The 19,874-nt window shown below is 65.1% G+C and carries 17 protein-coding genes; 5 read left to right on the top strand and 12 right to left on the bottom strand.

Annotated features, from left to right (window positions below; all coding sequences use genetic code 11):
* Window positions 1-58 precede the first annotated feature (58 nt).
* From NN5_RS06355 to NN5_RS06370, 4 genes are all read right to left on the bottom strand, one after another.
* Complete coding sequence (locus NN5_RS06355; protein ID WP_067733125.1) at window positions 59-1,471, bottom strand: NAD(P)H-hydrate epimerase; 1,413 nt, start codon at window positions 1,469-1,471, stop codon at window positions 59-61.
* Window positions 1,458-1,793 carry a hypothetical protein gene (locus NN5_RS06360; protein WP_067733126.1) on the bottom strand — a complete coding sequence of 112 codons (336 nt, stop codon included), beginning with the start codon at window positions 1,791-1,793 and terminating at the stop codon, window positions 1,458-1,460. Before NN5_RS06360 ends, NN5_RS06355 begins: the two co-directional genes overlap by 14 nt.
* A gap of 161 nt (window positions 1,794-1,954) precedes the next feature.
* The gene (ilvD, locus tag NN5_RS06365; protein WP_067733127.1) at window positions 1,955-3,811 is read right to left on the bottom strand and encodes a dihydroxy-acid dehydratase; all 1,857 of its coding nucleotides are present in this window, start codon (window positions 3,809-3,811) and stop codon (window positions 1,955-1,957) included.
* A 148-nt stretch (window positions 3,812-3,959) separates the two neighbouring features.
* Window positions 3,960-4,652 carry a calcium-binding protein gene (locus NN5_RS06370; protein ID WP_169800955.1) on the bottom strand — a complete coding sequence of 231 codons (693 nt, stop codon included), beginning with the start codon at window positions 4,650-4,652 and terminating at the stop codon, window positions 3,960-3,962.
* Between the two features lie 319 nt (window positions 4,653-4,971).
* On the opposite strand from NN5_RS06370, the gene NN5_RS06375 reads away from it, so the two are divergent.
* Window positions 4,972-5,403, top strand: a complete 432-nt coding sequence (locus NN5_RS06375; RefSeq protein ID WP_067733129.1) for a DUF3806 domain-containing protein — start codon at window positions 4,972-4,974, stop codon at window positions 5,401-5,403.
* 4 nt (window positions 5,404-5,407) lie between these two features.
* Here the strand turns inward: NN5_RS06375 and NN5_RS06380 are convergent, their stop codons facing one another.
* The 3 genes from NN5_RS06380 to NN5_RS06390 form a co-directional block, all read right to left on the bottom strand.
* On the bottom strand, window positions 5,408-6,133 hold the full coding sequence (locus tag NN5_RS06380) for an N-formylglutamate amidohydrolase (RefSeq protein ID WP_067733166.1): 726 nt from the start codon (window positions 6,131-6,133) through the stop codon (window positions 5,408-5,410).
* A 15-nt stretch (window positions 6,134-6,148) separates the two neighbouring features.
* Entirely contained in the window at window positions 6,149-6,961 is an 813-nt protein-coding gene (locus NN5_RS06385) for a 4-(cytidine 5'-diphospho)-2-C-methyl-D-erythritol kinase (protein ID WP_174523879.1), read from the bottom strand.
* A 157-nt stretch (window positions 6,962-7,118) separates the two neighbouring features.
* Window positions 7,119-8,768 carry an electron transfer flavoprotein-ubiquinone oxidoreductase gene (locus NN5_RS06390; protein ID WP_067733131.1) on the bottom strand — a complete coding sequence of 550 codons (1,650 nt, stop codon included), beginning with the start codon at window positions 8,766-8,768 and terminating at the stop codon, window positions 7,119-7,121.
* A 99-nt stretch (window positions 8,769-8,867) separates the two neighbouring features.
* Between NN5_RS06390 and NN5_RS06395 the strand changes: the two genes are divergently transcribed.
* From NN5_RS06395 to moaB, 3 genes are all read left to right on the top strand, one after another.
* Entirely contained in the window at window positions 8,868-9,620 is a 753-nt protein-coding gene (locus tag NN5_RS06395) for a uracil-DNA glycosylase family protein (protein WP_067733132.1), read from the top strand.
* A gap of 82 nt (window positions 9,621-9,702) precedes the next feature.
* A complete protein-coding gene (locus NN5_RS06400; protein WP_245656280.1) occupies window positions 9,703-11,484 on the top strand; it encodes a lytic transglycosylase domain-containing protein in 1,782 nt (593 codons plus the stop codon).
* Entirely contained in the window at window positions 11,474-12,001 is a 528-nt protein-coding gene (moaB, locus tag NN5_RS06405; protein WP_067733133.1) for a molybdenum cofactor biosynthesis protein B, read from the top strand. The genes NN5_RS06400 and moaB overlap by 11 nt, the downstream gene beginning before the upstream one ends.
* Window positions 12,002-12,055: 54 nt before the next feature.
* Here the strand turns inward: moaB and NN5_RS06410 are convergent, their stop codons facing one another.
* Together NN5_RS06410 and NN5_RS06415 are read right to left on the bottom strand one after the other, a co-directional pair.
* Window positions 12,056-12,484, bottom strand: a complete 429-nt coding sequence (locus NN5_RS06410) for a CZB domain-containing protein (RefSeq protein ID WP_067733134.1) — start codon at window positions 12,482-12,484, stop codon at window positions 12,056-12,058.
* A 174-nt stretch (window positions 12,485-12,658) separates the two neighbouring features.
* On the bottom strand, window positions 12,659-13,501 hold the full coding sequence (locus NN5_RS06415; protein WP_067733135.1) for an arylamine N-acetyltransferase family protein: 843 nt from the start codon (window positions 13,499-13,501) through the stop codon (window positions 12,659-12,661).
* 269 nt (window positions 13,502-13,770) lie between these two features.
* Here NN5_RS06415 and malQ point away from each other — a divergent pair, with 269 nt between their 5' ends.
* On the top strand, window positions 13,771-15,759 hold the full coding sequence (gene malQ / locus NN5_RS06420) for a 4-alpha-glucanotransferase (RefSeq protein WP_245656282.1): 1,989 nt from the start codon (window positions 13,771-13,773) through the stop codon (window positions 15,757-15,759).
* Window positions 15,760-15,762: 3 nt separating this feature from the next.
* Here malQ and NN5_RS06425 read toward each other — a convergent pair whose 3' ends face one another.
* The 3 genes from NN5_RS06425 to NN5_RS25675 all read right to left on the bottom strand — a co-directional run bounded on the left by NN5_RS06425 (window position 15,763) and on the right by NN5_RS25675 (window position 19,783).
* The gene (locus tag NN5_RS06425; RefSeq protein ID WP_067733136.1) at window positions 15,763-17,145 is read right to left on the bottom strand and encodes an MFS transporter; all 1,383 of its coding nucleotides are present in this window, start codon (window positions 17,143-17,145) and stop codon (window positions 15,763-15,765) included.
* A 313-nt stretch (window positions 17,146-17,458) separates the two neighbouring features.
* Window positions 17,459-18,226, bottom strand: a complete 768-nt coding sequence (locus NN5_RS06430) for an ion channel (protein ID WP_217998612.1) — start codon at window positions 18,224-18,226, stop codon at window positions 17,459-17,461.
* 240 nt (window positions 18,227-18,466) lie between these two features.
* The gene (locus NN5_RS25675; protein ID WP_157081040.1) at window positions 18,467-19,783 is read right to left on the bottom strand and encodes a choice-of-anchor tandem repeat GloVer-containing protein; all 1,317 of its coding nucleotides are present in this window, start codon (window positions 19,781-19,783) and stop codon (window positions 18,467-18,469) included.
* Window positions 19,784-19,874 lie beyond the last annotated feature (91 nt).

Raw genomic sequence — 19,874 nt, forward strand, 5'->3', positions numbered from 1 at the left:
ACGTGAACTTTGGTCTCAGGTGACTAGCAGGACGCGGCGGGCCTGCAAGTTTTGCCGCTCACAGGTGCGCTGCCAAGGCCTCGGGCACTTTCGCCGCCAGTTGCCCTGCGGTGAAGGCCGGGCCGCACAGCCGCGCAGCCTCGCCGTGGAGCCAGACGCCTTCGCAAGCCGCCTCGAATGCCGGAACACCTGCCGCGACCCGGCTGGCAATCACGCCCGCGAGCACGTCGCCCGTCCCGGCCGTGGACAGCCACGAAGTCGCGCGCGGCGCACAGGACAGACGGCCGTCGGGCGCGGCGATCACGGTATCCGGGCCCTTGGCCACGACCACCATGCCGCTGGCCCGGGCCAGAGCCAGCGCGCGATCAGGACGCGTGCCCGCGCCATCGAGTTCGAAGCTGCGCTCCAGCGCCACCAGTTCGCCTTCGTGCGGCGTCGCGATCGTGGGGGCCGTCCGCCCTGCCAGCGCGCGGGGGGAAAGCAGCACCAGCGCATCGGCATCCACCACCGCCGCCACCGGATCGGCCAGCGCCACTGCCAGCCGCTCGCGCGCCTCGCCATCACGGCCAAGACCGGGGCCGGCCAGCACCGCGCTGTTGCGGTCATCGGTCAGCACTTCGGAAAGTTCGCCGGTCTCGACGACAATGTCGGTCGGCACATTGCGCTTGCTCTCGGCGAAGAGCTTCACATAGCCCGCGCCGGCCCCTTGCGCGGCCATGGCGGCCAGCAGAGAGGCCCCCGGCATCCGCCCACCCACGACGGCAAGCAGCCCGCGCCGGTACTTGTGCGCATCCGCCGCAGGCGCAGCCACTTGCGGCGCGCCAAGGACCTGCGCCGCGCCTTCCACCGGCGTCACCCCAATCGGCACCAGTTGCAGCGCCCCGATCTTCGCAGCGGCGGGCATCAGGAAATGCGCGAATTTCCAGGCGCCGAGCGCCACGGTGAGATCGTATTGCGGCAGTCCCGGATTGAGCAGCATCCCGCTGTCCGACTGCACCCCGCTCGGCAGGTCCACGGCCACGCGGTGGCGGTGATGCGCGGCAAGGCGGGTTAGCAGGGCGAAATGCTCGTCCGAAAGCGGCCGGGTGAGCCCGCTGCCGAACAGGCAATCGACCAGCACGTCGCCGTGGGCATCGGCATCGGGGCCGAGCACTTCGCCGCCGTACAAGGCGCGCGCGTTCTTCGCCGCCTCGGTCTTCGGCCCGGTCGCCGCCACGACCTCGACATGGCCGCCCCGCTCGCGGATCGCTTCGGCCACGACATAGCCGTCGCCGCCATTGTTGCCGGGGCCGCAGAGCACCGTGACCTTGCGGTGCGCGGACATGCGCCAGACCCAGTCCGCCACGCCGCGCCCGGCAATCTGCATCAGCGCGTCGACGGAGGAACCGGCATCGATCAGCGCCTGCTCGGCCTCGCGCATCTGCGCGACAGTGAGGATCTGGGCGAGGCGGGGAAGTTCAGTGTGCAGCATGGGCTTTCGTCGTGACGGGGAACACGTAGCGATCGGCTCCTACCGTAACGTCGAGCTTGCCGTCCACCAGCTTTGTCTGCGCCGGCTCGGCGCCGTCGGTCACGGCAAGGCCGGAGCCGTCGGTCATGACATCGAAACGCCGGAACGCGCCGTCCGGGTGATGGACGATCAGCGTGAGCTTGCCGCCTTGCTCCGACCGTTCGACGGAGCAGACCTCCGCGAGCCTGGCCGAACCGGCCACCGCACAGGCGATGTGCTCGTCCCCCGCAGCGACCGGCGGCGGCTGGCTGCTGGAGGAACAGGCGGCGAGCAAGAAAGTCATCAGGTAAAGCCCCCTCCTCTTCAGAGGAGGGGGTTGGGAGTGGTGCTGACGCTGTGCGACGGTTTCGCTGCGCGAGCGATGCTGCGCATCGCCACCACCCCTGCGCCCCTCCTCTGAAGAGGAGGGGAAAGGCAGTTCCAAACGCCGCGCGGGCAATGCCCTCACCCGCGCTTGAGCTGGCTCACGTCGCGCACGGCGCCCTTGGCGGCACTGGTGGTCATGGCGGCATAGGCCTGCAGTGCGGCCGAGACCTTGCGCTGGCGCGGGTGGACCGGAGACCAGGCCTCGGGCCCGCGCGCCTCCTGTGCGGCCCGGCGCGCGGCCATTTCCTCGTCGGAAACCAGGAGGTTGATCGTGCGGTTCGGGATGTCGATGGCGATGGTGTCGCCGTTCTCGACCAGGCCGATCTCGCCGCCCTCGGCCGCTTCGGGCGAAGCATGGCCGATCGAAAGGCCCGACGTGCCGCCCGAGAAACGCCCGTCGGTCAGCAGCGCGCAGGCTTTGCCCAGCCCCTTCGACTTGAGGTAGCTGGTGGGATAGAGCATTTCCTGCATACCCGGCCCGCCGCGCGGCCCTTCGTAGCGGATGACGACAACGTCGCCCGCTTCGACCTGTCCGCCAAGGATACCCGCGACGGCCGCATCCTGGCTTTCATAGACCCGCGCCTTGCCGGTGAACTTGAGGATGCTGTCATCCACGCCCGCCGTCTTCACGATGCAGCCATCGCGCGCGATGTTGCCGAAGAGCACGGCAAGCCCGCCGTCCTGGCTGAAGGCGTGCTCCTTGCTGCGGATCACGCCGTTCTCACGATCGAGATCGAGTTCGTCCCAGCGGCGCGACTGGCTGAAGGCGGTCTGCGTCGGCACACCGCCCGGCGCGGCCTTGAAGAATTCCTGCACCGAAGCGTCATTGGTGCGGGCAATGTCCCAGCGGTTGAGCGCATCGGCCATGGTCTTGCTGTGGACAGTCGGCAGATCCGTATGCAGCAGACCGGCACGGTCCAGCTCGCCCAGGATCGCCATGATGCCGCCGGCGCGGTGGACGTCTTCCATGTGGACGTCGGCCTTGGCGGGGGCGACCTTGGAGAGGCACGGCACCTTGCGGCTGAGGCGATCGATATCGGCCATGGTGAAATCAACACCCGCTTCGTTCGCCGCGGCAAGCAGGTGCAGCACGGTGTTCGTCGAGCCGCCCATCGCGATGTCCAGGCTCATGGCGTTCTCGAACGCTTCGAAACCGGCAATGGCGCGCGGCAGGACGGATTCGTCGTCCTGCTCGTAATAACGCTGGCACAGGTCGACGGCGAGACGGCCGGCTTCGCGGAACAGGCGCTCACGGTCGCCATGGGTGGCGAGCATCGAGCCATTGCCCGGCAGCGAGAGGCCCAGTGCTTCGGTGAGGCAGTTCATCGAGTTGGCCGTGAACATGCCCGAGCACGAGCCGCAGGTCGGGCAAGCGGACCGCTCGATGGCCTTCACTTCCTCGTCGGTATAGCTGTCGTCCGCCGCGGCGATCATCGCGTCGATGAGGTCGAGCGCGTGCTCCTTGCCCTTGAGCACGACCTTGCCCGCTTCCATCGGCCCGCCCGAAACGAACACCACCGGGATATTGATGCGCAGCGCGGCCATCAGCATTCCGGGCGTGATCTTGTCGCAGTTGGAAATGCAGACCATGGCATCGGCGCAGTGCGCATTGACCATGTATTCGACGCTGTCGGCGATCAGGTCGCGGCTGGGCAGCGAATAGAGCATACCGTCGTGGCCCATGGCGATGCCGTCATCGACCGCGATGGTGTTGAATTCCTTGGCGACACCGCCCGCCGCCGCGATCTCTTCCGCAACGAGCTGGCCGAGGTCCTTGAGGTGGACATGGCCCGGCACGAACTGCGTGAACGAGTTCACCACGGCAATGATCGGCTTGCCGAAGTCGCTGTCCTTCATGCCGGTCGCGCGCCACAGGCCACGGGCACCGGCCATGTTGCGGCCGTGGGTGGAAGTGCGGGAACGATAGGCGGGCATCAGGGGAACTCCGGTAAAACGCGCAAGGCAGCGCGGGAATGCTAGATCGCGCCCCTACGCCAAACACGCGCTTATCCGAAGCACAAAATGTCCCGGAAAGCCGAATGCCTTTCCAAATGATGCGCGGCGCATGACCCCGCGCGCGCCGTCAGGCGAAGAAAAGCCCGGTGTCCTGCGGAATGTCCGCCACGCCCTGCAACTGCGCGATCAGCGTTCCATCGTAATAGACCGCCAGATCCGAGCCGGTATCGGTGAAGCTGACGAGGCTCTGATCGCCATTCTTGATTACAAGATGATCCTCACCCAGTGTGAAATCGGTGATGATGTCGGAACCTATCCCGAGATAGTCCGGACCAACGTTGAACTGGAAGGTATCGGCGCCTGCCCCTCCGGTCAGGACATCATTGCCACGGTCGCCATCGATCAGATCGTTGCCGGCATCGCCCCAGATAGTGTCGTCATCCTCGCCGCCCAGCAGCGTGTCGTTCCCGCAGCCGCCGTGGATCTGGTCATTGCCGCCATTGGCCAGGACGAAATCGTCCCCGTTGCCGGCATAGACGATGTCATCGCCGCCATTGGCCACGATGAAGTCATCCCCGCTGCCGCCAGTGAGCACATTCGCCGCATCGTCTCCGGTAAGCGTCTGGCCGGGCTCCGCAGTGTCCCCAGCGCAGCCGCAATCGCCATCTGCGCTGTCCCCGCCCCCACTGTGCCAATCCGAGCGATCCCAATCCGACCCGTGCCGATCCGAACCGTGTGTATCCGAACCGTGTGTATCCGAACCATGCCATCCCCAGCCATAATCACTGGACCGCCAGAAATTGGCTGCAAATTTCCCCACCACCCATCTCCTTTAGAAAATCGAACGACGAATTTCTCCAAGGATGTTGACCGGCAGGAGCAGACACAAGTCCCTATTACCTTCAATACGGGCCATTTGAAAAATACACGACCAGTTATGCAAATAAATTCAATCTGAATACGGGCACTTTTTCTGCAAAAGAAACGTGATCTGCAAATGCGTCTGGCAGGATCTGACCGTCACACGGCAATGGGCCGAAATGGAGACGACGGCACGAACCCCATGCGCCTTCCAGCTTGTGCACATGGTCCCCTTGCCCCGTTTTTGCCTGTGCTTCGCAATCTGTTAGACTTGCTGCATGACAAGTCCCGATTCCCTCACCCTCGAACCCGAGGAGCAGGAATGGCTGGAACAGGCGAGAACCTGGATCAAGGGTCATTTCGCCAGCAATCCGGACGAAGCCTATGCCTCCATCGAGGGCAAGCTGGCCGTTATCCGCGCCAATCTGGCGCACCACTGGGTCGGCCCCGAAGACACCTGGAAACTGCAGGCGCTCGGCATTGCCATGGGCGATGCGCTGGCGCAGGACCTGATGCTGGACTGGGTCACGGTCGATGATGAATATGGCCGCCAGCCCGCCCTGCACTGGCCGGGCACCAGCATCCTGTGCTTTCCCGTAACAATGATCGCGCAGCGCATCGAGGAAGGCGAAGGGATCGACATCGATACGATGTACGAAATGACCCGCGAGAAACTCAGCAAGATCGCCTTTTCGGGCGACGTGGAATAAAGTCTCAGCCTTCCAGCAGCACCGCCACTTCATTGCAGATGCGCGTCAGCCGCTCCGCCCATTCGGCCTGCCCGGCGGCATCGGCAATCAGGTCCTGCCGCACCTCGATGTAGAGGTAGGGCCGCCCTTCGCTCTCCACGTGACGCTCGATCGCGGCGTTGTAGATCTTGCCCGAATAGGGAAGCTGATCGCCGACGATCAGCCCTTCGGCTTCCAGCAGCGGCTGCGCCGCGCGGGCGCCGCGGTCATCCTCGTCGTAAAGCAGCCCGCAGTGCCAGGGACGCTTTTCGTCCGGCTTGCAGGCGAGGCACGGGGTGAAGCTGTGCAGGATCAGCGTCAGCGCGGGCGGCGTGCTTTCGAGCAGATCGGTCAGCCTGTCGTGGAACGGGCGGTGGAAGCGCGCCAGCCGCGCCTCGCGGTCGATGCCCAGGTTGCCGGGGATGGCATGGCCGTCGCTCGCCTCGGGGATCGCCGCCGGGTCCTGTTCGGTGCGGTTGGTATCGCAGACGAGCCGGCTGACATGGCCCAGCAGCGCCGCCGCCCCCGGCCGTGCGGCCATGCGTTCGGCAATCCCGGCCACGCCGATGTCGATGGCGATGTGCTGGTCCATCAGCTCGGGCGCAATGCCGAGATCGATGTCTTCGGGCACGCGGTTGGAGGCATGGTCGGCCACGACAAGGATACCGCCGAAACGCGGGGTGCCGATAATGCGATAGGCTTCGGATTCCAGATTCACGCTGGCAGACTAGCGCAATTTTCCGGCCATTTGCCACCAGCCGGGATGCGCATTCGTGATTTTATCCGCCGCCGCCTGCAATTCGGCCATGCTGTCGTAGAGCGCGAAGCAGGTCGCGCCCGAGCCGGACATACGCGCCAGGAACGGCCCGGTCTCGCGCAGGGCCGCCAGAACATCGGCAATCACCGGGCAGATGGCGACCGCCGGGATTTCAAGGTCGTTGCGCCCCTGCAACGCGATCTCTCGCAAGCTGCCCGCAGGCATTGGCCCCCGATCGATCTGATCCCAGGCCTTGAACACCGGCCCCGTCGGCACAGGCGCGCGCGGGTTCACCAGCAGGACGGGGCATCCGGCAAGGTCGTTCTCCACCACTTCCGCCAGCTCGGTGCCCGTGCCGGTGCCGACGCAGGGCCGCGACAGCACGCAGGCGGGCACGTCGGCCCCGAGCTTCGCCGCGCGCACGTGCCAGTCATCGGGCAAGCCATGCACGGCCTCGACCATACGGAACACCGCCCCGGCATCCGCCGAACCGCCGCCCAGCCCGGCCGCCACCGGCAGGCACTTCTCCAGCGTGACCGCCCATCCCGCACCGTGCGGCAAGGCAGCGAGCGCCTTGCCGACGATGTTGTCCAGGGGATCGTCGATCTTTCCGGCGAACTCGCCCTGCGTGGTCAGACTGTCCGCATTGGCTGGGGCAGCGGAAAGCCGGTCGCCGTGGTCCACGAAGGCGAACAGCGTTTCCAGTTCGTGGTAGCCATCCTCCCGCCGCTTGCGGACATGCAGCGCAAGGTTGATCTTGGCGTAGGCGGTTTCTGACAGCATCACCCAATCCTCCCCCGCCGGGGGAGGTGGCAGCCCGCAAGGGCTGACGGAGGGGGTGCGGCATCACGCAACGTCCGCGCGGTCAAAGCCCCCTCCACCACCCGCTGCGCGGGCGGTTCCCCTCCCCCGGCGGGGGAGGATTGCCACCTGTTTCGCATCACATATTCGGATAGTTCGGGCCGCCGCCGCCTTCGGGCGTGACCCATTCGATGTTCTGGGTCGGATCCTTGATGTCGCAGGTCTTGCAGTGGACGCAGTTCTGCGCGTTGATCTGCAGACGCATACCGCTGCCATCCGGATCGACGAATTCATAGACGCCCGCCGGGCAGTAACGCGCTTCCGGCCCGGCATAGACCGGCAGGTTGATTTCGGTCGGAACCGCGGGGTCCTTCAGCCGCAAGTGGCAGGGCTGCTCTTCCTCGTGGTTGGTAAACGAGTAGGAGACGCTGGTCAGACGGTCGAAGCTGATCACGCCGTCGGGCTTGGGGTACTCGATCGGCTTGTAGAGATCGGCGCGCTGCAGGCACGAGGCATCGGTGTGATGCTTCATCGGCTTGGCAAGGCCAAAGCCGAACAGCGTGCGCAGCCACATGTCGGCGCCGGCCAGGATCGTGCCCAGCTCGCCGCCCCACTTGGCGACCATCGGCTCGGCATTCTGCACGAGCTTGAGTTCCTTGGCGATCCAGCTTTCGCGCACCGCCGCATCGTATTCGCTGAGCGCGTCCTGCTCGCGGCCCGCCTTGATCGCGGCGGCAATCGCCTCGGCGGCGAGCATACCGCTCTTCATCGCCGTGTGCGTGCCCTTGATGCGCGGCACGTTGACGAAACCGGCCGAGCAGCCCGCCAGCACGCCGCCGGGGAAAGCCAGCTGCGGCACCGACTGCCAGCCGCCTTCGTTGATCGCCCGCGCGCCATAGGCCACGCGCTTGCCGCCTTCGAGGATCGCCTTGATTTCCGGGTGCTGCTTCCAGCGCTGGAATTCCTCGAAGGGATAGATGTAGGGATTCTTGTAATCGAGCGCGGTCACGAAACCGAGCGCGACCTGGTTGTTCGCCTGATGATAGAGGAACCCGCCGCCCCAGGCATCGTTCTCGCTCAGCGGCCAGCCCTGGGTGTGGATCACGCGGCCCGGCACGTGCTTGGCGGGATCGATGTCCCACAGTTCCTTGATGCCGATGCCGTAGATCTGCGGCTGGCAACCGGCCTCAAGGTCGTACTTCGCCTTGAGCCGCTTGGTCAGGTGGCCGCGTGCGCCTTCGCAGAACACGGTGTACTTGCCCAGCAAGTTCATGCCCGGCTGGAAATCGTCCTTGGGATTGCCTTCGCGGTCGACGCCCATGTCGCCGGTCTGCACGCCGATGACGGCGCCGTTCTCGTCATAGAGGATCTCGGCCGCCGGGAAGCCGGGGAAGATCTCGACTTCCAGCGCCTCGGCCTGTTCGGCCAGCCAGCGGCACAGATTGCCGAGCGAGCCGGTGTAGTTGCCGTGATTCGACATGAACGGCGGCTGGATCAGGTGGGGCAGCGAAAACTTGCCCTTCTTGGTGAGGTGCCAGTGCCAGTTGTCGGTCACCGGGGTTTCCGCCAGCGGGCAGCCGTCTTCGCGCCAGCTGGGCAGCAGCTCGTCGAGCGCCTTGGGATCGATCGTCGCGCCCGACAGGATGTGAGCGCCCACTTCCGAGCCTTTTTCCAGTACAACGATCGAAAGTTCCGGATCGATTTGCTTCAGCCGGATCGCCGTCGACAGCCCCGCAGGGCCACCGCCGACGATGACGACGTCAAAAGGCATCTCTTCGCGTTCAATCATGGGTATCCCCCGAAACCTGTCCCTCAGGCCGTTTAGCTGGCCGATTAATTTCCCCCTGTGCCTTGATTGCTTGCACGCGGCAGGTCAAGACCCGCTCTGATGGATCATCCGGCAAATCCCGATTTTCTGGCCGATATTACAGGCGCTCTCGACTGGTGGCGCGATGCCGGCGTCGATTGCGACTTCCTCGACGAGCCGCGCGAGTGGCTGGCCGAGCCCGAAGCGGATGGCGAGCGGCCCGGCGCGGCTGCCCGGCGCCCTGCCCGCGCGCCCGTGGAACCCGTCGTCGAAGCGCCTGCCCGGCTCGATCCGGCCACGCTGCCGGCGGACCTGGCCGCTTTTGCGCCATGGTGGCTGAGCGAGCCGCTGCTCGACGGCGGCGCCACCGCGGGCCGCATCGCACCGCAAGGCGCGGCGGGCGCCAGACTGATGGTCGTCGTCGAGGAGCCGGAGGCGGAAGATCGCGAAACGCTGCTGACCGGACCGCAGGGCAAGCTGCTCGATGCCATGCTTTCCGCCTTCGGCACCCGGCGGGAGGATGTGTACCTCGCCAGCGCGCTTCCGCGCCACACGCCGGCCCCGGATTGGAACGCCCTGAATCAGCTCGGAATCGGCCAGGCGCTCGCGCACCATGTCACGCTGGCGGCTCCGGAACGGCTGCTTGTCTTCGGCGGCAACATCCTGCCGCTAATCGGCCACGAATTGCCGCAACGCCCTGCCGTTTTACGGCAATTTAACCAACAAGAACGAACGATACCGATGCTTGCTGCATGGGGCCTGCCCGCGCTGATGCGACAACCGCGCGCCAAACCGGTCCTGTGGAGAGCCTGGCTGGAGTGGACCGCCGCCTGAAGAACCGGCGGACACGGCAGTGGGGAAACGGGCAGATTTATCGCACGATGCGGGGACGTACTTGAAGATGAAACGCGTTGACATGAAACGCAGGGCAGGATTGTTCGCGGGGCTTGGCGTGGCGGCCGCTGCCACCGTGATGGCGGCGCCGGCCTTCGCCAACAGCGCAGCGGTGGACTATTTCCGCAGCCGGGCAGACCGCACCGCGGTGCCCTCGCTGCTGAGCCAGGACGACCGCACCTATTACAAGCAGATTTTCGACGCGATCGATGCCAAGGACTGGCCGGCCGTGCAGAAAATGCTGGCGGACCGGCCCGACGGCCCGCTGCACCAGCAGGCCCGCGCCGAATACTACCTGGCCTCCGGTTCGCCGAAGATCGCCCTGCCCGAACTGCAGGCCTGGCTTGATCAGGGCACGGAACTGCCCGGCGCCGACCAGATCAGCCGCCTTGCGCTCAAGCGCGGGGCCGAAACCGTCCCCAGCCTGCCCACCGAGCAGAGCTTTGCCCGCCTGCCCTCGATGTCGAAGCGCGTGCGCCCGGCCTCGACCAATGACGGCACGATGCCCGACGCGATCTCGGCCGGCATTATCGACCGCATCAAGAACGACGATCCGATGGGCGCGCGCGTCCTGCTCGACGGGATCGATGCCGGGCTCAGCGACGCGGCCCGCGCCGAATGGCGCCAGCGCGTGGCCTGGAGCTTCTACATCGAGAACCAGGATGGCCCGGCCTACGAGATGGCGCAGCTCGCCACCCTGGGCAGCGGCGCCTGGGTGGGCGAAGCGTGGTGGACCGCCGGGCTCGCCGCCTGGCGCCTGGGCGATTACGACGGGGCCGCCGAGGCCTTCGGCAAGTGCGTGCGGGCTTCCTCCAACAGCGAGCTGACGAGCGCGGCGCAATACTGGCAGAGCCGCGCCTTCATCCGCGCCCGCCGCCCCGACAAGGCCGAAGACGTCCTGCGCTCCGCCGCCCGCCGCGACGAGACGCTCTACGGTATGCTCGCTGCCGAACAGCTCGGCATGAAGCTGCCCGAGCAGCATTCCGAAGCCGACTTCACCCAGACCGACTGGCAGCGCCTGCGCACCAATTCCAATGTCCGTACCGCCGTGGAACTGGCCGAGATCGGCGAGGATGGCCTCGCCGACGAGGTACTGCGCCATCAGGCCCGCATCGGCGATGCCTCGCAGTACGAGCCGCTGACCCGGCTTGCCCGCGATCTCGGACTGCCCTCCACCCAGCTGTGGATGGCCTACAACGCGCCGCAGGGCGGCAAGCCCGAACCGGCAACGCGGTTCCCGACGCCGAAATGGACTCCGGTGGGCGGCTGGAAAGTCGATCCGGCGCTGGTCTATGCCCATACGCTGCAGGAATCGCTGTTCCAGACCAGCGTGGTAAGCCCCGCCGGCGCGCGCGGCCTGATGCAGATCATGCCCGCCGCGGCAAAGGACCATGCCGCCGATCTCGGTGTTTCGGGATCGGCGCGCGATCTCAACAACCCCGCGGTCAATCTTGCCTTCGGCCAGCAGCACCTGCTCGCCCTCAACAACGCGTCCGGCACGCAGGGACTGCTGCTGAAAGTGATGGCCGCCTACAATGCCGGGCCGGTTCCCGTCGCCCGCTGGAATACCGAAGTGAAGGACCAGGGCGATCCGCTGCTCTGGATGGAATCGCTGCCCTACTGGGAAACCCGCGGCTACGTGAATATTGTCCTGCGCAATTACTGGATGTACGAGCGGCAGGCCGGTGGCCCCTCGGAAAGCCGGATGGAACTGGTACAGGACATGTGGCCGACCTTCCCGGGTCTTTCCGGCTCGCAAGGCGTTCGCATGGCAGCGAACGGAGCGATATTGCGTGGCCATTGATACGGACCGGACCTTCAAGCCCATCAACATCGCGCTCCTGACCGTTTCCGACACCCGAGGCCCCGAGGATGACACCTCGGGCGATATCCTTGCCCAGCGCATCCGGGATGCCGGCCACAAGCTGGTCGCCCGCGCGATCGAGAAGGACGATGCCGCGCGCATCGCCAACCGTTTCAACAACTGGATCGACGACAAGGGCATAGACGCCATTGTCTCGACCGGCGGCACGGGCCTGACCGGCCGCGACGTCACGCCCGAAGCGCTCGACCGGGTGAAGGAAAAGGAAATCCCCGGCTTCGGCGAACTGTTCCGCTGGCTCTCCTACAAGACCATCGGCACGTCGACCGTGCAGAGCCGCGCCATGGCCGTCGTCTCGCGCGGGACCTATATCTTCGCCCTGCCTGGCTCCAACGGCGCGGTAAAGGACGGCTGGGACGGCATCCTTGCCGAACAGCTCGACAGCCGCAACCGGCCCTGCAATTTCGTGGAACTGATGCCGCGGCTGCGGGAGGTTTGACGGCCGCACAACCGGCAGCCGTCCTCTTCGCCCCAGAGTCCTCTTCGCCCCAGACTAGGCCGCGCGCTTGCGCAGGAAAGGCGCGGAAGCGGCTGGCATCGGCGCAACGCCGTTCTCGGCTTCGCGTTTCCACTTGGCCAGCGCACGGACCAGCTTTTCCGAGCGCTCCGTGAACTCGCCCGCCATGGCCGTCTGCGCGGCACCGGCATTGCCGCGTTCGACATAGGCCAGAACGCTACCGGCCGCGCGGTGGAACTCGGCATGAAGGCGCTTGACCACATGATAGGGCACACCGGCCCTCGTGGTGTAATCGATGTCTGAACCGTACAGCCATTTGCCGAAAGCACACTGATCGTCGCACCCGGCGATGGACGAGCTGATCTCGCCGCGGCCTGTCGAAATCGCCGTTCTCAGGCGCAGCTTCCAGGCACCGTGAGAGCCGATCGCGTCGTTGATATGCCGAACCAATTCCTTCTGGGACACGCCTGTTTCTTTCCTGTCACATCATTCGGCGCGGGCCTATCAGGAGATGTCACAAGGAGTCTTATTTGGCATGACTGCGTAGTATTACGCATGCCCCGTCAATATGCCCGGAACCTTGAATTCCACCTGTTTTCAAAGAGCTCCCTGGAAATATGACAACGCACGGCACGGTGATCATGCGAACAGGGGGAGCCCTGCGGCCTCATCCGCCGAAAGCGCGATCCGGAACACCTCGCGCAGCGTCCGGGCATAGTCGGCCGGGTCCGCAATGACGCGCCGGTCGGTGCCGCCCGCGTGGCTCACGGTCAGATCGCGGTCCACCATCGAGGCGAACCCTTCCGCCTGCGGGATGCTCGCGACATGGAGCGCCGTGAAGCGGGTTCCGGGCCGCGTCGCGGTCCAGTGATTGGCCTGTTCGAGATCGTCGGGCGCCACTTCGGACAAGTCGAACGTGTATTGCGCCTGCCAGTCCGCGTGCGGCGCCGCGCGGCCATCGGTGGCCGCGGGCGATCCGGCACGTTCGAGCAGCCATTGCCCGCCTGCCGTCCCCGCTTCGCCGATGCGGCGCAGGCGGTGCCCGGCCCCGTCGGCGGTCTGCGCCTCGGCCCCGTCCACGATCGGCAGCGGCGGAACATTGCTGCCCCCGAAGCCGGCATCCGCCAGCATCGCCGCGCCGCCCACTTCGGCCAGCAGGCAGACGTGGGTACGCGGCGGCGTCACGCCTTCGGCCAGCCCCAGCCGCACCCGCGCCAGCAGCGGCCGGCAAGCCACGCCAAGCGCCGTCAGCGCATCGGCATAGAGCCGGTTCTGCTCGAAGCAGTAGCCGCCCCGCCCGCGCGTCACGAGCTTGTCGAACACGCTCTCGCTGTCGATGCGAATGCCGCGCCCGAGCGGGATGTCGAGGTTCTCGAACCCGATCGCCATGCGGTGCGCGGACTGCAGTGCGGCAAGCCCTTCGGCATCGGGCGCGGGACGGGCATCGAGGCCGATGCGGGCGAGATAACGGTCAAGATCCATGGCCCCCACCTAAAGCGGCCTGCGGCAAAACAAAACTCCCCCGTTCGTGCTGCCCCTCGGCACGAGCGGAACTCCGGGACGCGGGCTGTTGAGCAATGCGTGGGTAAGCCTGTGCATAACCCGGGGACAAGCTGTGAAAGGTCTGTGGCTTTTCTCCGGCGGCCTGTCCCGGAACGGCGAAACCGGCCCCATGCGGGCGATTGCCGCCATGCGGCCCGCGCGCTAGACCTAGCATTCGCTTCGCGTCTGCGCGAACCGGGGAGGCAGGCATGACCGCGAAAATAGAGCAGTTGCATGAACTTGCCGAAGCGATCGGCCTGGCCCGCACATGGTGGAATGCCGACGGCGCAGAGCAGACGGTGTCCAACGCCTCGCTGGCCGCGATCGCCGCCGCGCTGGGCTATCCGGCCGGCAGCGCCGCACAGATCGCGCAGAGCCTCGCGCAAGTGGATGCGGAGCGCCGCCAGCCGCCGGCGATGATCGTCACCGAGGCGGGCCAGCCCACGCCGCTGCCCGCCAGCCTCGCCCGCGCCGAACTGACCGGAGAGGACGGCAGCACCATGGCCTTGCCGGTCGAAGGCTGGACCCTGCCGCCGGTCGCCGAGCCCGGATACTATCGCCTCTCGCTGGCAGGCCATGACCTGACGCTGGCGGTCGCCCCGAAAAGCTGCCCCACCGTGCCGGACTTCGCGCCCGGCAAGCTCTGGGGCCCGGCCGTCCAGATCCCCGCGCTGCGCGGCACGAATGCCCATCCCTTCGGCAATTTCGGCGAACTGGACGAAGCGGTGCGGCTGTTCTCCGCGCGCGGGGCGGATGTCGTCGCGATCAATCCGGTCCACGCGCTGTTTCCCGGCAACGGGCATGGCTTTTCGCCCTATTCGCCCTCCAGCCGCCTCTACCTCAACAGCGCCATGGGCGCGCCCGAACTGCTCGGCCTGCCGCCGCTGCCAGCCCGCAAGGGCAGCGATCTGATCGACTGGGAACGCGCCCTGCCCCGCCGCCTCGCCGACTTGCGCGCGCTGTTCGAGAGTCTGGACGACACCACCCTGGCCCGCGTCGCCAAGGACAATGCTCCGCACGGCGATGGCCTGCGCCATCAGGCGCTGTTCGATGCCCTCGACGTCCATTTCCGCGCGCAAGGGGCCGACGGCTGGCAAGAATGGCCCGAGGCCTACCACGATCCGGATGGCCCGGCCGCCTTGGCCTTTGCCGCCGAAAACGCACAGGAGGTGGAATTCCACCTCTTCATCCAATGGCTCGCCCGCGAAAGCCTGGCCAAAGTGCAGGCCGATGCCCGCGCGGACGGCATGGCGATCGGCCTGCTCGCGGACCTTGCCGTGGGCGTCCATACCGGCGGGGCCGATAGCTGGCAGATGCGCGACGTCATGCTGCAGGGCCTCACCATCGGTGCTCCACCCGATCCGCTGGGGCCGCTCGGGCAGAACTGGATGCTCACCAGCTTTTCGCCGCAGGGGCTGAAGCGCAGCGGCTATGCCCCGTGGATCCAGACGATCCGCGCCGCGCTGAGCCTCGCGGGCGGGCTGCGGATCGACCATGCCTTCGGCCTCTCCCGCCTATGGGTCGTGCCCGCGGGCGAGGAATCGAGCGCGGGCGCTTACCTCTCCTACCCCTTCATGGACCTGATCCGCCTCGTCGCGCTCGAAGCGCACCGGGCCCGGGCGCTGATCGTCGCCGAGGATCTCGGCACCATGCCCCACGGCTTTGCCGAACCGATCGCCGCAAAGAAGATGCTGGGGATGCGCGTGCTGTGGTTCGAGCGCGCCGCCGACGAAGGCTTCATCGGCGGGCAGGACTATGCGCCCGCCAGCGTGGCGATGACCGGCACTCACGACACCGCGACAGTCGCGGGCTGGTGGACCGGGCGCGATCTCGAATGGGCCGAAAAGCTCGGCCGCCTGCCCGAAGGTTCCAGCCCCGAACAGGAAGCGGAGCGGCGCGAGTGGGACCGGGGCCTGCTCTGGGCCACGCTCACCCACAACACGATTCCCCGGCCCGAGCCGGACCATCCGGAGCCGGTGGCCATGGCCGCGCTGCGCCACATCGGCCATTCCGCCTCGCAGCTCGCCATCGCGCCGCTGGAGGATATCCTCGCCGCGCGCGAGCAGCCCAACCTGCCCGGCACCGTCACCGAACACCCCAACTGGCGCCGCCGCCTCGCCGCGCCGCTGGAGCAGTTGCTGGAGGAACCGGGCAACGCTGCCCGGATCGAGGCGCTGGACGAGGCGCGGAAGGAATAGGCCTCAGGCCGCCGCCAGCAGCGCGTCCTCGCCCGAGATCTCTTCGAGTGAGCGGCCCGACGGTTCCTCCAGGCACACCGCCGTCAGCACCAGCCCGATCATCGAGAACACGAACGTGGTCATCAGCGTATCGTGCAGGCCCACGCGCTCGATCAGCACCGGGAAGAAGAACGCCCCCAGCCATGCGCCCAGCTTGGCCGTGCCCGCCGAAATGCCATGGCCGGTGGTGCGCAAGTTCACCGGGAAAACCTCGCCCGCGATCACGAAGGTCGTGGTGTTGGGGCCGAACTCGGCGAAGAAGTAGGACAACCCGTAAAGCGTCAGGAAAATCAGCAGCGACTGCGACAGGATCGGAAAGGCGCCGAGCAGCAGGAACATCAGCCCCATCATCAGGAAGCCGATCATCTGCAGCCGCTTGTGCCCGATCTCGTCGATCTTGAGCGCGGCCAGCAGATAGCCGGGCACCGCCGCCACGGCAAAGACGATCAGGCTGAGCGCGGTGCTCTGCATCGGATCGGCGTGCGGCGCGAGCTGGTGCATGATCATCGGCGTGGAGATCGTGTTACCGTAATAGGCATAGTCGAACACGAACCAGGTGCCCGCGGTGCCGAGCAGCGTGCGCCAGTATTTCGACAGCGGCTGCCTGACGATCGCGGCTTCGGGCTGCTGCGCCACTGCATGGCCGCCGCTCAGCCGCGCCAGTTCCAGCGCCGCGCTCACCCCGTCGCCTTTCACACGGGCCAGCCAGCGCGGGGATTCGGGCAGCGAGCGGCGGATCACGATCACCGCCAGCGCGGGAATCGCGCCCAGCCCCAGCATCAGCCGCCAGGCGAGATCATGCGGGATGCCTGCCGCCATCAGCGTCAGCGCCACGGTCGGCCCGGCCACCAGCCCGGCCGCCTGCGCGGAGAACACCAGCGAAGTCAGCCGCCCGCGCGTGCGGACATTGGCATATTCGCTCATCAGCACGGCGGACATCGGATAGTCGCCGCCGATCCCGAAACCCAGGATCACCCGCGCCACCAGGAGCACCGCCACGTTGGGAGCAAAGGCCGAGAGCAACGCCCCCACGGTCATCAGCACCGCTTCCAGCCCATAGACGGTCTTGCGGCCCAGCCTGTCCGCCAGCACCCCGAAGACATAAGCGCCCAGGAACGTGGCGATCAGCGAGATCGAGGCGATCAGCCCCACCTCGTGCGCGCTCAGCCCCCATTCGGCCCGGATCAGCACCAGCGCGGAGCCGATCACGAAGAGATCGTAGGCGGAGGTAAAAAACCCCATCGAGGAGGCAAAGATCGCCTTCAGGTGGAAGGCACTGAACCGGGCGGAATTGAGCGTATCCGCGACGGATTCCCGGCGTGAATTATCATTGATGGCTTGGGACATCAGGTGCGACTCTCCGTTTGCCACGATGTGGCGGAGCCCCTGTGCCGCGCCTGCCTAACCGCATTTCCCCGCGCCCGCGACCTCTTTTTCCAGCCCCGGCGTCCGCAGATCATCTATGACAAAAATGCGACGAAAAGCCCCCTCCTCTTCAGAGGAGGGGGTTGGGGGTGGTGCTTGCGCGCAAGCGCCGCGCTGAGCCGCAGCACGACCCTGCTGCGACTAAGGCCCGCTGCGACTAAGGCCTGCTGCGCAGACCCAAGTCTCGCGCCCCTCCTCTGAAGAGGAGGGGAAAAAGATTGCGCCCGCCCAGACCCTAGCTCGCCCCTTCAGTGCGGATATGCAGCACATGCCCGCAATGCTTGCAGTGGATGGCATCCGTCTCGTGCAGGAACAGCCCGCATTCCGGGCACTCGTATTCCAGCTTCGGCGGCCGGAACAGCACCTGGATCAGCCGGACGAACAGCGAGACGCCGAAGATCATGATCACCACCGAAAGAAACCGGCCGCTCGGCCCCGACAGGGTGACGTCGCCAAACCCGGTCGTGGTCAGCGTCGTGACCGTGAAATAGAGCGCGTCGGCATAGTCCTTGATGTCGGGGTTCGAGCCATGCTGGGTCTCGAACACCAGCGCCGTGGTCACGAAGATGAAAAGCGCCAGATTGATGCCGGCAAAGACCGTCGCCTCGTGACGGCGGAAAAAGACGAAGTCCGTCCGCAACTGCCGCAGCAAGTGGTAAGAGCGCAGCAGACGGAAGGTGCGCACCACGCGCAGGAAGGCAAACCCCTCCCCGGCAATCGGTGCGAGCAGCGACAGGATCACGATCATGTCCGCCAGCCCCCAGAAGCCGAAGGCCGTCCGCAGCCGGTTCCGGCTGACGATGATCCGCGCGGCGAAATCGAACACCACGAAGATGCCCAGCAAGAAATCGACGATCTCGACCACCGCCGAGCCGACGAAGAACGACGAGATGATCACGTAGAGAACCATCGCGCCGTCGAACACCAGCAGGAAGTAGCCATAGCCACGGGACGTGGCGCCGCCGTCTTCATAGAGCCGTGACAGACTGCTGCTAATGCTCACCCGGGCCCCCTCCCTGCTGCGCGCCTGTGTTCCCCCAGATCAGTGGAAATGTCCAAGATTTTGCATACGGGATGCCTTTGCGGGCATTTTCGATCAGCCTCCAGGCCGCGTGGACACATTCGATCGTGGCCCTCGGCGCCTGCTATGCATCATTTTCCGCTAAAAGCGGACTTTCCGGAGACGCGGACATTGCCAGGAACGGCAGGAAGCGACTCAATTGGAGACATTGCATTTGTAAAGTTATTGAGGCGGGCCATATCGAAACACAGCGCCAGATCCAGAATATGCGCCAACAGCCCCTACGCCGGCATTATCCTCAAGTATTCCGTAAAAGGCACCATCCGATGCTTGGATCACACCACCGTCAGGATCAGCCGGGTTTTCTAATAGCGGACCAAAGGAAAAAAGTGTTTCCTTATTACCCGCCTTTGTAATGCGAAATAGGATGCCGCAATTTGAGCATGCATTCGCACCACCGCTGTTTGTAGTGCCGTATAATAAGCCGTCATTTCCCTCAAAAAGCTGAGCATTCGGACCATCGCCGTCAACAAGTCTGTTCGAACCTTGATTACCGAATTTGTAGATTATAGTAACGACTCCAGCAGAAGTCATTTTAAAGATTGTTCCCTGCGACTGACCGCCGCCATTCACCGTGGTACCGTAAAAATTACCATCGCTCGCGAGTAGAAGCCCACCTAGGGGCGCAATGGCATCGTCTGACGTGGCTCCAAAATGGTGCAAGTTAGTAAACTGGCCATCTAAGGTAATCTTAAAAATCGTACCTGCGTTGTATTGCCCCCCATTGACAGTCAAGCCGTAGAGCGCACCGTCCGCCCCTTGGACCAATGAGCCATTGGGTTGCCATCCATCAACAGCGGTATCAGTGAAAGAATAAAGAAAAGTCACAACTCCACCAGGCGTCATCCTGAAGATTGTGCCACGTCCTGCTGTGCCGCCTTCGTCTGTTGCGCCGTAGTAGTTTCCGTCGCTAGCAAGAAGTAGGGAGCCTCTTGGATTATATCCATCGTTCACACCAATTCCGAAAGAGTAGAGTTGTGTATAGGCTCCATCGAGAGTAATTCGATATGCAGTACCCCCTCCCCCAACAGTCCCCCCGCTTGACGTAAGCCCATAAAGGGCGCCGTCATCACCCTGAATTGGAGGGCGAACGGGAAAGTATCCATCAGAGGAATTCTCTCCAAAATTATAGAGAATGCTGGCTTTACCGGCTAAATTTAGCTTAAATATTGTTCCACACGGCAGGGGGTCCGCAAGTGTGCGGCAAATGTTTGCCCCACCAGCCTTGGTGACACCGTACAAATTTCCATCGTTCGCTTGCATCATCGGGCCGTTGGGTTGAGCACTGTCGCCTGCAAACAAACTGAAAACATGAAGAATGCTGAGTTCAGATGTGGGTGTTGGCGTAGGAGACGGCGTCGAGGATTGTGTGGGAGTTGGCGTCGGAGTGGGCGCTATACTCCCTGAAGTTCCTGATGAACTGCCACCACCGCATGAAGCAAGACTTAGCGCGATTAGCGAAACTCGAATAGCTTTCATACTGAGAGCGAATCCTAAATCGATAGAAAATATACAAAATTATCTTGTAAATAATTCCGCATTACAGTGACAGCGCATTGTAAATCGCGAC

Source organism: Novosphingobium naphthalenivorans NBRC 102051, assembly GCF_001590985.1.
GTDB classification, from domain to species: Bacteria; Pseudomonadota; Alphaproteobacteria; order Sphingomonadales; family Sphingomonadaceae; genus Novosphingobium; species Novosphingobium naphthalenivorans.

Bases quoted from the DNA above. Each gene is read 5' to 3' on its own strand.
- NN5_RS25675 (WP_157081040.1), bottom strand. From the start codon at position 19,783: ATGAAAGCTATTCGAGTTTCGCTAATCGCGCTAAGTCTTGCTTCATGC.
- ilvD (WP_067733127.1), bottom strand. From the start codon at position 3,811: ATGCCCGCCTATCGTTCCCGCACTTCCACCCACGGCCGCAACATGGCC.
- NN5_RS06360 (WP_067733126.1), bottom strand. From the start codon at position 1,793: ATGACTTTCTTGCTCGCCGCCTGTTCCTCCAGCAGCCAGCCGCCGCCG.
- malQ (WP_245656282.1), top strand. From the start codon at position 13,771: ATGACCGCGAAAATAGAGCAGTTGCATGAACTTGCCGAAGCGATCGGC.
- NN5_RS06385 (WP_174523879.1), bottom strand. From the start codon at position 6,961: ATGCTGTCAGAAACCGCCTACGCCAAGATCAACCTTGCGCTGCATGTC.
- NN5_RS06390 (WP_067733131.1), bottom strand. From the start codon at position 8,768: ATGATTGAACGCGAAGAGATGCCTTTTGACGTCGTCATCGTCGGCGGT.
- NN5_RS06415 (WP_067733135.1), bottom strand. From the start codon at position 13,501: ATGGATCTTGACCGTTATCTCGCCCGCATCGGCCTCGATGCCCGTCCC.
- NN5_RS06375 (WP_067733129.1), top strand. From the start codon at position 4,972: ATGACAAGTCCCGATTCCCTCACCCTCGAACCCGAGGAGCAGGAATGG.
- NN5_RS06400 (WP_245656280.1), top strand. From the start codon at position 9,703: ATGAAACGCAGGGCAGGATTGTTCGCGGGGCTTGGCGTGGCGGCCGCT.
- NN5_RS06395 (WP_067733132.1), top strand. From the start codon at position 8,868: ATGGATCATCCGGCAAATCCCGATTTTCTGGCCGATATTACAGGCGCT.
- NN5_RS06425 (WP_067733136.1), bottom strand. From the start codon at position 17,145: ATGTCCCAAGCCATCAATGATAATTCACGCCGGGAATCCGTCGCGGAT.
- NN5_RS06355 (WP_067733125.1), bottom strand. From the start codon at position 1,471: ATGCTGCACACTGAACTTCCCCGCCTCGCCCAGATCCTCACTGTCGCG.